Source organism: Streptomyces sp. NPDC017991 (assembly GCF_044328075.1).
In the GTDB taxonomy this organism is placed as follows: Bacteria; Actinomycetota; Actinomycetes; order Streptomycetales; family Streptomycetaceae; genus Streptomyces.
The window spans coordinates 414,195-425,734 of record NZ_JBIRGP010000002.1 but is presented as its reverse complement, the minus strand read 5'-3'; the positions used below and the strand labels follow the sequence as shown (position 1 = coordinate 425,734).

Sequence of the window (11,540 nt, the reverse complement as noted above, 5' to 3'; positions counted from 1 at the left end):
GGGGTGTCCCCGGGCCCCTTTAAACAAAAAGGGGGGGGCCCCCCCGGGGGTTTGGGGGGGGGGGGCACCGCCGCGACCAGCCCCCACCGGCCCGCAGACGACATCACACCCCGGCCGCCGCCCCCCCGCACCCCGCGACAGCGATCAGCCGAGTTCCGCCGCCACCAGCTCCGCGATCTGAACGGCGTTCAACGCCGCACCCTTGCGAAGGTTGTCGTTCGAGACGAAGAGCGCGAGCCCGTGCTCGACCGTCTCGTCGGCGCGGATCCGGCCCACGAACGACGGGTCCTGGCCGGCGGCCTGGAGCGGCGTCGGAATGTCCGACAGGGCGACACCCGGCGCACCGCCCAGCAGCTCCGTGGCCCGCTCCACACTCAGCGGACGCGCGAACCGCGCGTTGACCTGCAGCGAGTGCCCCGAGAACACCGGCACACGGACACAGGTCCCGGAGACCTTGAGGTCCGGGATCTCCAGGATCTTGCGGGACTCGTGGCGGAGCTTCTGCTCCTCGTCGGTCTCGTTCAGGCCGTCGTCCACGATGGACCCGGCCAGCGGAAGGACGTTGAAGGCGATGGGCCGCTGGTAGACCTGCGGCTCGGGGAAGTCGACCGCCGAACCGTCGTGGGTCAGCCTGTCCGCGTCGGCGACGACCTTCTGCGCCTGGCCGTGCAGCTCGGCGACACCGGCGAGACCGGAGCCGGAGACGGCCTGGTAGGTGGCGACGACGAGGGCCTCCAGGCCCGCCTCCGCGTGCAGCGGCTTCAGCACGGGCATCGCGGCCATGGTCGTGCAGTTCGGGTTGGCGATGATCCCCTTGGGCCGGTCCGCCACGGCGTGCGGGTTGACCTCCGAGACCACCAGCGGAACCTCGGGGTCCTTGCGCCAGGCGGAGGAGTTGTCGATCACGACGGCACCCTGCGAGGCGACCTTCTCGGCGAGGGCCCTGGACGTGGCGCCGCCCGCGGAGAACAGCACGATGTCGAGACCGGAGTAGTCGGCGGTGGAGGCGTCCTCCACCGTCACGGACCGGTCCTTGTAGGCGATCGTCGAACCGGCCGAACGGGCCGAGGCGAACAGACGCAGCGTCTCCACCGGGAACTCGCGCTCGGCGAGGATCCTCAGCATGACAGTGCCGACCTGACCGGTGGCTCCGACGATTCCTACCTTCACAGCGACTCCTTCTGCCTGCTCACTACGGGCCGGGATATGGCCGAGTTTCCATCATGTGTCTCACCCGGGCCCATGTGTCCAATCCTTTGCCCGCGCACTGAGACGGTGTGACGTATGCCTCCGTCGGTCGAAGCCGGCCCGCCGAAGCGGGTCCGTCGAAGCGGGTCCGACGAAGTGGGCTGAACGTTTCGCACGCTTCCCGCGTCCTAGAGGAAACGCGGTGAGGGGAGGGGCGCTGTGCTGCGCAGAAGGACCCGCCGCGTCCAGGGGGACGGGGAGGCGGCCGGGGGGCCGCTCGACGACCCCCTGGACGCGGCACAGGAGCGTCGGGTGCGTGCCGTGCTCGCGCTCGGCGGGGTGCCGCAGACGGACCTGCCGGACGGGGTGCAGCAGGTCCGTCTGCGGCTTCTGGAGCGGGCGGCGAGCGGGGCCGAGGCGCCGCGTGACGTGTCGGCGTGGGCGGCGGTCGTCGCCTCGAACCTGGCCATGGACTGGCACCGGGCCAGGCGCCGGCAGGAGCGGATCGGCGAACGGCTGGCCTCGCTGCGGCCCGCCGAGCACACCGGCGGCGACTCCGGCGAGGAGACGAAGGTGCTGTCGCTCGCCGTGGCCCAGGGCCTGGACGGGCTGCCCGACGCCCAGCGGCAGATCCTCGTGCTGCGCTTCTACGCCGACCTGCCCGTCCGGGGGATCGCCGAGGAGCTCGGCATCCCGGAGGGCACGGTCAAGAGCAGGCTGCACTCGGCGGTCCGCGCGCTGCGCACCCGCCTGCACGAGGACGAGGTGGTGTGACATGCCCGAGTACGGAGGAGCCGAGTACGAAGAAGCCGCGTACGAGGGGATCGACGCGCTGCTCGCCGCGATCACGGACGAACCCCTGCCCGCAGGAGCGCGGGACGACCCGGAGTTCATGGCGGAGCACCGGTCGGCGGTCGCGGACGTGGCCCTGCTCAGGGAACAGCTGCGGATCATGGGCGACACCCTGGCCGGGGAGGCACCGGCCGCGGAAGTCTCGGCCCCCGGCGGGCCGACGGCCGCCGGACCGGCCGCCGGACCGGTGGGCGGCAAGAGGCCGAGGCCGTCCCGGGCTCCCGCGCCGTCGGGGCCGCCGAAGCAGGCGGGGCCGAGGCGGCCTCGCCGCTCCCGGCGCTACGCGGGAGCGGCCGTGGGCGCCCTCGTGATCACGGCGGGCACGGCACTGCTCGGCGGACTGGTGTGGCTCGGCGTGCAGGGAGGCGCGGGAAGCGCGGACAGCGACGCGGGCGCAAAGAGCGACTCGTCGGCCGCGAGGAACGAGGGCGGCGGGGACGACACGTCGTCGTACTCGCCCGAGATGCGCCTCGCGTGCTCCAGGATCCTCGTCGAGGGGACCGTACGGAGCATCACGTCCACGGGCGACGGGAACGTACGCGTCGTACTGAAGGTCGAGCGCTACTACCGGCCCGAGCAGTCGGCGGCGGACCACCCGACGGTCACCGTCACGCTGCCCGAGGAGGCGCGGGAGGACCTGAGGACCGGCACGTACACCCTCGTGGGGGTGCCGCTGTATCCGCGGGGCGGGCCGGACTACGAGACCGGCCGGGGGGTCGGCGACGCCCGTAAGGAGATCATCGCGGCCCTGCCGGGAGCGCGCGGCATGGAGTGCGCCGGCCCCGCGGGGGACCGGGGCTGAGCGGGCAGGCGAGGGGGAACGAAGAGGGCGGGCGCCCGGTCGAACCGGACGCCCACCCCTTGTGTCAGTGCCTGCCGGAGGCTACGGCGTGACCTTCTCGATCAGGACGCTGCCCGTGCCGGCCGCGGTGCCCCGCGCGTTCACGAGCTGCACCCGCCCGAAGAACGTACGGCCGGCCGGCGGCGCCGCGTTGGCGACGACCTGCGCGGTGACCGACGTCGAAGCGCCGGTGGCGAGCTTCACGGGTGTCGCGGCGACCTCCACCTGTCCGAGCGAGGGCGCGAAGTACACGTCCAGGTAGTCGTACGCGGTGGTGCCCGCCGGGACCGAGTAGCCGGCGACCAGCACGGTGTACGTACCGGCGGCGGGCGACGGCACGGAGACGGCCTCCTCCGAGTCGCCGTCCGCGGACGAGCCGACCTCGTTGCCCTGCGCGTCGTAGACGGACAGGTCGAGGTCGGCGGCGGCGTCGGAGACGTTGCCGATGCTCACGTCGAGCGACTCGGCGCCCGCGGGCACGTCCACCGTGACGGTGTCCGTGGCGCCCTGGGCGATGGTCGGCCGCGTGCTCTTGGAGGAGCCGAGTGGACCGCCCTTGAGTGAACCGTCGACCGCGGCGAGCTTGTTCGTCACCTTCCACGAAGCCGGGGTCGGCGTACCGACCTTGGCGTCCGGGACGGTCACGACGGCCGGGTCGAACTCGGCGCCCAGCACCTCGACGTTCAGCTTGTACGGGTTGTCGAGCAGCGGCGACGTACGGCGCGACTCGACCTCGATCTCCCAGACGCCCGGCTGCGGGTCGCTGTACGACCGCAGGTCGGGGCGGCAGCCGTTGCCGTCGAGGTAGTTGTTGTAGCAGTACGGCGTCGACGTGTTGTCGACCGGGACGCCGTACGGGTGGATGGCGATGAACCGGGTCTGGCTCCCGGTCTTCAGCCCGCCGATCGCGACCTCAAGGTTCTTGGCGCCCTCGGGGACGGTCACGAAGTACGACGTGGTGGAGTTGCGCTGGACCGTGCCGGACGCCGAGTAGGCGTACTTCTGCGAGGCGGACAGCGGGGCGGAGACCACCACCGTGGTGAGGACCTGCTTGTCGACGCCCTCGGTACGCGGGTCGTCGACCTCCAGGATCGCGCTGCTCAGCCCGGCGTTCGCCGGCTTGGCCTCGATCTTCACCGTCACCGGCTTGTTCAGCGGCAGCGAGATCTCGTCCTTGCCGACGATCCGGAACGTCTTGTCCCGGTTGTTCGCCAGGTGCAGCTCGTGCTTGACGGCACGGTTCGCGCCGGTCGTACGGGTCACCGTGACGTCGTACGTCTTCTTCTGGCCGGCCTTGAGGCCGCCCTCGCGGTCGTAGAGGCCGGTGCCGAAGCCGGGGGTCTTGAGCGCGAAGTCGATCGCGGTGTCGACCGGGGCCTTCACCAGGTAGTCGTGGGCGGTGGCGCCGTCACGGATCGAGTCCCAGGCGTCCGGGATGTCGATGAGGCCCGCGCCCTCCGCGTACGCCTGCGTGCCGCTGATGTGGCCGGCGGTCGAGGTGAGCGCGGTGCGCAGCTTCGCCGGCGTCAGGTCGATGTGCTTCTGCTTCGCGGCGCTCAGCAGCAGCGCGGAGGCGCCCGCGGCCTGCGGGGACGCCATCGAGGTGCCCTGCAGCATCGAGTAGCCGGGCGGCAGGGAGTAGCCCGCCTCGGCGACCGGGCCGCCGGGGAACCAGGTCTGCGTGGTGTTGATGGCCGCGCCGGGCGCGGTCAGCGTCGGCGTGAAGCCGCCGTCCTCACGCGGGCCGCGCGAGGAGAAGGGCAGCATCGCGTACTTCTTCGACACCTGCGAGCCGTAGTTGGACGCCCAGGTCTCCTTGGAGATGGACGCGCCGACCGAGATGACCTTGTCGGCCAGGCCGGGGTCGCCGATCGTGTTGGCGCCGGGCCCCGAGTTGCCGGCCGAGATGACCAGCTGCACGCCGTACGTGTCGATGAGACGCGTGTACAGCTCGGCGCGCGCGTTGTTGCCGTCGTTGAGGGCGGGCAGACCGCCGATCGACATGTTCACGATGTCGACGCCGCGGTTGGCGACGAGGTCGATCATGCCCTCGGTGAGCGCGACGTTCGTGCAGCCGCCGCTCCAGGTGCAGGCGCGCGAGGAGACGAGCTTGGCGCCGGGCGCCGCACCGTTCATCTTGCCGCCGAACAGCTTGTTGGCGGCCGTGATGCCGGCGACGTGCGTGCCGTGCTCGGACTCGATGATGCCGATGTTGACGAAGTCGGACTTCTTGCCGACCCAGTCACCGCCCAGCGGGTCCATCGGGACGTCCTTGCGGATCTCCACGACGAACGGCACGCGTTCGGCTATCTCGGTGGCCGGGTCGTCGGTACCGAAGTAGCCGATCTGGTAGCCGTCCTTGTACGGCTTCATCGCCGCGTCGTCCGTGAAGTCGTTGTTGTCGTTCAGGTCGACGCGGACCGTCCCCGCGGCGGCGTCGTAGAGCACGCCCCAGCTGTCGGTCGTGTCGCCGTCGCGGTTCAGGTCGCCGTTCGCGTCGCCGCCGGTGGACGCGGACTCACGGAAGCGGCTGACCGCGTAGTTCCCGGCGGGCGCCTTCCAGCTCTCGCCGTCGTAGGTGAAGACCGGGCCCGAGCGGGCGTTGACCATCGCGCGCCAGGTCGCGTCGCCGTCGACCAGCGGGTCGGTCGCCGTCACCCAGTCGACGATCTTGCGCTCGCCGGTCGTCGTCTTCTGCAGCGCGGGGTGCGCCACGTCGACACCGGAGTCGAGGATGCCGATGGTGACACCGCGGCCGTCCGCCTTCGGGTTCTTCTTCACGAAGTCGACGGCACCCGTCTCGAAGGACGGGTTGTACGGGTTCTCGGCGGGGGTGTTCTTCCCCGGCGCCGGGTACGCGGCGGCCGTGGCGCTCTTCTTGGCGCCCTTGGCCGTGTCGGCGGACGGGGTCGGGTCGTCCAGCACGATCTCCTGGCGCAGGTCGATGCCGTGCACGGAGGAGAGCTTGGAGGCCGCCGCGATGGCCGACTCGGCCCTGGCGGTCGGGACGGTCGCGCGGACGTAGCCGAGCTTGTCGTAGGTGCGGCCGACCGAGCCGCCCTTCACCGCGTCGAGCTGCCCTGCGACCTGTTCGGTCTGCCCCGGCGCGGTGGCGATCATCATCGTGACGTTCTTGTCGCCGGACGCCTGTGCCTCCGCGAGGAGGTCGGCGTCGGCCGAACCGAGCTTGCCGCCGGCCGACTTGACCGGTGTGCCGGCGGGGGTGCCCGGGTCGTCCGCGGAGAAGGCCATGGGTATCGGCCCGGCCGCGGAGAGAGCGGCCACGAGTCCGGCGGCGACGGCTATGCGTGCCGCACGTCTCGCCCCGCTGATCGGAGCGCGCTGAGAGTGGAGGGTCATCAGCATCCTTGTGAGTAAAGGAAAAGTCCGTTCACGATCGGATCGACATCGGACCGATCGCGTCAGTCCGGAATGTGAACCCGGATGACCGCTCAGCTTTACGCAAGAAACGGAAGTTTGGGGAGAGCTGACCGAGACGTGAACTGTTCATGGCGTAATTCCGCCATACGTCATGCGGCCGATCTCCGGCCAAACCGGGACGTGCGGAAGACCCTGGCGTAACGTCTGCCCATGCGCAAGGAGTTGAGGGTGGCGGCCTACGCCGTGTGTGTGCGCGACGGGCGGATGCTCCTCGCGCGCTGGGTGGCACGGGACGGCGGCAGACGCTGGACACTGCCCGGCGGCGGCATGGACCACGGCGAGGACCCCTACGACACCGTGATCCGGGAGGCCGAGGAGGAGACCGGATACACGGTCGAACCCCTGGCCCTCCTCGGCGTCGACTCGACACGGCAGACCCACCCGCGCCGCTTGGGCGCCGACGTGGACTTCTACGGCCTGGGGATCGTCTACGAGGCCCGCGTCACCGGCGGCGAACTGCGCCACGAGACCGACGGCTCCACCGACATGGCGGCCTGGCACCCCCTCGAAGAGGTGCCCGCCCTGGACCGGGTGGGACTCGTCGACGTCGGACTCGCCCTGTGGCGGGAGCGCCCTGTGGTCGGCCGGGTGACGGGCACCCCGGAACATCCCGCCGACACCTGAGAGAGGACGGCGAAACCTTCCCCCTACCCCGCCAGGTGAACGTGGAGTGACCGGCCCGCCTCGGTTCGGAGAGGGCTCGGTGGACGCGGAGGGTAGTCCAAGATCGACGTACGGTGATCGGCGCTGCCCGTTGCCGTCCAGTTAACGCGCAGGTCACCCCCGGTGCCAACCATCAGGTACGAGCGGGAAGTTCGCGTCAGTGGACCGCCCGCGACCACTGCCGACGCGTTCGCACTCGGGGAGACCGCGCCATGTCGCGCATACGCTCTGTCGCCACCGCCGCCCGTGACCGCCGCGCCTTCCTGGCCGCCACCGGGGCGGTGTCCCTCTCCGCGGGCATCGGCTTCGCGCTGCGCCCGGGAACGAGCGAGGCCGCCACCCACACCGCCACCACCACTCAGGGCCGGCCCGTCGCCGTCAGCCGCAGGGCGCCGGCCGCGCCCCTGGCCCCCTACACCCGGGGCACCACCCTCTCGACCATCGCCGCCGCGCGTCCGGGCTCCGGGTACCGGCGGCTCGGCGACGGGCCCGCCTGGACCCGGGTGGTCCGCGGCGACCTGGCCGCCCCGAAGACCGGCCGGGCCGAACGGCGCACCGCACTCGCCGCGTTCGTGCAGTTCACCGACCTGCACCTGGTCGACGTACAGCACCCGCTGCGCTACGAGTATCTGCGCGCCCAGACCGCCAGCGCCTGGCGGCCGCAGGAGTCCCTGTCGGTGGCCGGCGCGGTCTCGCTCGTCGAGCGGGTCAACGCGCTGCGCGGCGCCCCGGTCACCGGCTCCCCGCTGCACTTCGTGATGACCACGGGCGACAACACCGACAACAACGCCAAGACGGAACTGGACTGGTTCCTGAAGGTGATGAGCGGCGGTCGCATCACCCCCAACTCCGGTGACCCGGCCCGCTACGAAGGCGTCCAGAACAGCGACCTCAAGCTGTACTGGCAGCCCGACGCGGCCCTGCGCGACGCCGACAAGCAGCGCGGTTTCCCGCGTATCGAGGGCTTCCTCGCCGCCGCGATCCGCGAGGTGCGCAGCCCCGGACTCAACCTGCCCTGGTACTCCACGGTCGGCAACCACGACTCGCTGCCCGGCGGCTGCTACGCGCCCGGCGACTCCTTCTTCGCCGAGTTCGCGGTCGGCGGCAAGAAGCTGATGACGCTCGACGAGTCGGAGGGCGTCGCCATCTGGAAGAACGTCAAGAAGGGCGGCGACCCCAAGGGCGCCGGCTTCAAGGCCATGCTCAAGTCCCAGGCGCGCAGGATGCGTTCGGTCACCCCGGACGAGGGCCGCGCCCCCTTCACGACGACCGAGTACCTGCAGGCCCACCTCGACCCGGCGCACACCGGCACGGGCCCCGTCGGACACGGCTACTCGCAGGCCAACCTCGCCGCGAAGACCCAGTACTACACCTTCCGTATCGCGGACGACGTGCTCGGAATCAGCCTCGACACCACCGACCCGGGCGGCCACTACGAGGGCTCGCTCGGCACGGCCCAACTGCGGTGGCTGGAGCGCACGCTGAAGGGGGCCGAGAAGAACAAGGAACACGTCATCGTCTTCAGCCACCACACCAGCAAGTCGATGCGCAACCTCCGCGAGGACCCGGCGCACCCGGGGGAGCGGCGGCACGGCGGTGACGAGGTGCTCTCCGTGCTCGGCGCCCACCGCCCGGTGCTGGCCTGGGTGAACGGCCACAGCCACAAGAACGCCGTCACCCCGCACGCCGCCCCGGACGGCCGCTCCTTCTGGGAGGTCTCCACCGCTTCCCACGTCGACTTCCCGCAGCTCGCCCGGGTGATCGAGATCGCCGACAACCACGACGGCACGATCTCCCTCTTCACCACGCTGATCGAGTCCGCGGCCCCCCACGACACGGACTTCACGGACCTCTCCCAGACCGGCCTGGCAGCCCTGTACCGAGAACTCTCCTTCAACGCCCCGGGCGCCCGAACGGACCTGAGCGGATCCCCGACGGACCGCAACACGGAGCTGGTACTGAGGAAGGGCTGACACCCTCGGGCCACCTCCAGGTGAGCCCCGTAGGGGGCGCGGGGAACGGCGCGACCAGCCCCCATGCACCCGCACCCGACACACAACCCCCCGACCCCCACAAAATCCGGCCGAAACCAACCCAACCACCCCAGCCGAAGGCAACCCACCCGGCACCCAACAGGTCCCTCCCGTCGGCATCACGACGGAAGGAACCTCACATGTCACCCCGCACCGCACGCGCAACCCGCCTCGGCCTGACCGCCGCGGCAACACTCGCCGCAGCCGCACTGACGGCCCCGGCAGCACTGGCAGCCTCCCCGGCCCCGGCTCCGGCATCGGCGAGAGATCACGCCGCGACCCAACGCGCGATGAACGAAGCCGTCAAGGACGGAGTCCCCGGCGTCGCAGCCCAGGCGAAGACCCCCCACGCCACCTGGAAGGCCACCGCGGGAGTGGGCAACCTCGAAACGAAGAAGCCCCGCTCGGCAAAGGACCGCTACCGCGTAGGCAGCATCACCAAGACATTCGTCTCGACGGTCGTACTCCAGCTGGAGGCGGAACGCCGGCTCTCGCTGGACGACACCGTGGACAAGTGGCTGCCCGGCGTGGTCCACGGCAATGGCCACGACGGCCGCCGCATCACCCTCCGCCAGCTCCTCAACCACACGAGCGGCGTCCACAACTACACCGCGGACGACGACTTCGCCCGCACGTACTTCCTGAAGGACGGCTTCTTCGAGCACCGCTTCGACAAGCTGCCGCCCCGGGACCTCGTGGCGATCGCGACGTCCCACGAGCCGGACTTCGCGCCGGGCACCTCGTGGAACTACTCCAACACCAACTACGTCGTGGCCGGCATGGTGATCGAGAAGGTCACGGGCCACGCGTACGGCGACGAGATCCGGCAGCGCATCATCGAACCGCTCGGACTGCACGCCACCCTCGTCCCGGGTACGTACCCGAAGGTGCCGAAACCCAGCAGCCGGGCGTACGGAAAACTCGCCATGACGGCCACCGGCCCGACCTACGACGTCACGGAGCTCAACCCGGGCCTCGCCTCCGCGTCGGGCGAGATGATCTCCGACTCGGGTGACCTCAACCGCTTCTACTCGGCGCTGCTGCGCGGCGGGCTCCTGCCGAGGAAGCAACTCGCCGAGATGAAGACCACCGTCAAGGTCGGGGAGGTCCGCAACGCCGGTTACGGCCTCGGCCTCATCGAGCGCGAGCTGAGCTGCGGTGTCGTCGTCTGGGGCCACGGCGGAGGCATCCACGGCTCCAACTCGGAGGCCGTGACGACGGCGGACGGCCGCCACTCGCTCGCCTTCAACTTCAACGGCGACTGGTCGGGAGACACCGACGCGGTGATCGAGGCGGAGTACTGCCCGAAGCCGAAGTAGCCGGTCGGCCAGGAGGAGGGGCCGCCGACCCGCCCGGCAGCCCCTCCGGTCCGCTCCCCCCGCTCCCTCCCTACCGGGGCAGCACCACGACGTACGCCGCCGGTTCACGGTCCCCCGACGCCATCAGGGCCGTACGTACGACGGTCGCCTGCTGCTCCATCGAGTCCCGCAGTTTCTTCGGGGTGACGTGGACGACGGTGATGCCGAGGCGCTCCAGGTGCTCGCGCTTGCGGGCGTACTCGGACCACATCGCGTCGTCGTCCTGGCGCGGGGCCCGGGTGTCGAGTTCGAGGGCGACGGCGTGGTCGGGCCAGTACGCGTCGAGGCCGCCGAGGAGCGGGCCGCCGGGCAGCCGGAGGTCCACGTTCCAGACCGGGTCGGGCAGACCGTGTTCGCTGACCAGGCGGTACAGCCGGTCCTCGGCGATGGCCCGGCCCTCGGCGAGGAGGGAGTCGACGGCGTCCACCACGTGCGGCCGGCTCAGCAGCCGGGCCTGGGTCAGCTCCCGTACGACCGCGGCGGGTTCACAGTGCCCGCCGCGTACCGCCTCGGTGAGCAGCCGGCGTACGACTCCCGCGTCCGTGATGTCGGCGACCGCGTCGGCCAGCGCACGTGCCACGGGCGCCACGGGGATGCCACCGATCTGCACGGGCTCCGGCATGCCCGGTGTACGGACGATACGGACGCAGCCCGTCGAACGCAGCCGGCGCAGCCGTGGGACGAGGACGTCGACGCGGTCCAGGGGGAGCAGTGGGGGAGCGGACGCGAAGCGGTGCAGGGTGAGTGCCGCGAGGCCGGTGATCATCGCGTCGGCGTACCCCTGCGGGGCGTGCGGTCCGGCGGCGCCCGGCTGGGTGGGGACGGCCGGTTCCGCGACGGGGCAGCGGGCCGCGTACATCAGGACCGCGTGCAGCCGCTCCTCGGTGGTGGCGGGTCCCGGGCGGAGCAGGTAGACCCCTGGCAGGAGCTGCTGCCAGGAACCGCCCGGCCGGCACTGCGTGTTGATGTCGGCGGTGCTCACGCCCCTCGACCGGAGGTGCGCGGTGGTCATGACGCGCTGCTGGACGTCGGACAGGTGGCGGAGGGGCCGGGGGGAGAGCGGGGTGTTGTGGTTCATGACCTCGAATCTGCCGCGCCTGATCCGCTGCCTAACCGCTGTTACAAGTCCGTCGTCAAAACCGGACAACCCTGCCCTAAAGTCCG

General features: G+C 71.1%; 8 protein-coding genes. 5 read left to right on the top strand and 3 right to left on the bottom strand.

Annotated elements, in window-relative coordinates; translation table 11 throughout:
- Positions 1–144: 144 nt before the first annotated feature.
- The gene (locus ACH4DZ_RS06420) at positions 145–1,170 is read right to left on the bottom strand and encodes an aspartate-semialdehyde dehydrogenase (RefSeq protein ID WP_398285795.1); all 1,026 of its coding nucleotides are present in this window, start codon (positions 1,168–1,170) and stop codon (positions 145–147) included.
- Positions 1,171–1,407: 237 nt separating this feature from the next.
- Between ACH4DZ_RS06420 and ACH4DZ_RS06415 the strand changes: the two genes are divergently transcribed.
- A complete protein-coding gene (locus ACH4DZ_RS06415) occupies positions 1,408–1,962 on the top strand; it encodes an RNA polymerase sigma factor (RefSeq protein WP_398285794.1) in 555 nt (184 codons plus the stop codon).
- Position 1,963: 1 nt separating this feature from the next.
- Positions 1,964–2,842: a hypothetical protein gene (locus ACH4DZ_RS06410; RefSeq protein WP_398285793.1), complete on the top strand. Its 879-nt coding sequence runs from the start codon at positions 1,964–1,966 to the stop codon at positions 2,840–2,842.
- Positions 2,843–2,923: 81 nt separating this feature from the next.
- Here the strand turns inward: ACH4DZ_RS06410 and ACH4DZ_RS06405 are convergent, their stop codons facing one another.
- Complete coding sequence (locus tag ACH4DZ_RS06405) at positions 2,924–6,241, bottom strand: S8 family serine peptidase (RefSeq protein WP_398285792.1); 3,318 nt, start codon at positions 6,239–6,241, stop codon at positions 2,924–2,926.
- 231 nt (positions 6,242–6,472) lie between these two features.
- Between ACH4DZ_RS06405 and ACH4DZ_RS06400 the strand changes: the two genes are divergently transcribed.
- The 3 genes from ACH4DZ_RS06400 to ACH4DZ_RS06390 all read left to right on the top strand — a co-directional run bounded on the left by ACH4DZ_RS06400 (position 6,473) and on the right by ACH4DZ_RS06390 (position 10,337).
- Positions 6,473–6,946 carry an NUDIX hydrolase gene (locus ACH4DZ_RS06400; protein WP_398285791.1) on the top strand — a complete coding sequence of 158 codons (474 nt, stop codon included), beginning with the start codon at positions 6,473–6,475 and terminating at the stop codon, positions 6,944–6,946.
- A gap of 251 nt (positions 6,947–7,197) precedes the next feature.
- Positions 7,198–8,958 carry a TIGR03767 family metallophosphoesterase gene (locus ACH4DZ_RS06395; protein WP_398285790.1) on the top strand — a complete coding sequence of 587 codons (1,761 nt, stop codon included), beginning with the start codon at positions 7,198–7,200 and terminating at the stop codon, positions 8,956–8,958.
- Between the two features lie 200 nt (positions 8,959–9,158).
- Positions 9,159–10,337, top strand: coding sequence for a serine hydrolase domain-containing protein (locus ACH4DZ_RS06390; protein WP_398285789.1), 1,179 nt, complete (start codon positions 9,159–9,161; stop codon positions 10,335–10,337).
- A gap of 70 nt (positions 10,338–10,407) precedes the next feature.
- Here the strand turns inward: ACH4DZ_RS06390 and ACH4DZ_RS06385 are convergent, their stop codons facing one another.
- Positions 10,408–11,454, bottom strand: coding sequence for a hypothetical protein (locus ACH4DZ_RS06385; RefSeq protein ID WP_398285788.1), 1,047 nt, complete (start codon positions 11,452–11,454; stop codon positions 10,408–10,410).
- Between the last annotated feature and the right edge of the window lie 86 nt (positions 11,455–11,540).

Bases quoted from the DNA above. Each gene is read 5' to 3' on its own strand.
- ACH4DZ_RS06410 (WP_398285793.1), top strand. From the start codon at position 1,964: ATGCCCGAGTACGGAGGAGCCGAGTACGAAGAAGCCGCGTACGAGGGG.
- ACH4DZ_RS06405 (WP_398285792.1), bottom strand. From the start codon at position 6,241: ATGACCCTCCACTCTCAGCGCGCTCCGATCAGCGGGGCGAGACGTGCG.
- ACH4DZ_RS06400 (WP_398285791.1), top strand. From the start codon at position 6,473: ATGCGCAAGGAGTTGAGGGTGGCGGCCTACGCCGTGTGTGTGCGCGAC.
- ACH4DZ_RS06395 (WP_398285790.1), top strand. From the start codon at position 7,198: ATGTCGCGCATACGCTCTGTCGCCACCGCCGCCCGTGACCGCCGCGCC.
- ACH4DZ_RS06390 (WP_398285789.1), top strand. From the start codon at position 9,159: ATGTCACCCCGCACCGCACGCGCAACCCGCCTCGGCCTGACCGCCGCG.
- ACH4DZ_RS06385 (WP_398285788.1), bottom strand. From the start codon at position 11,454: ATGAACCACAACACCCCGCTCTCCCCCCGGCCCCTCCGCCACCTGTCC.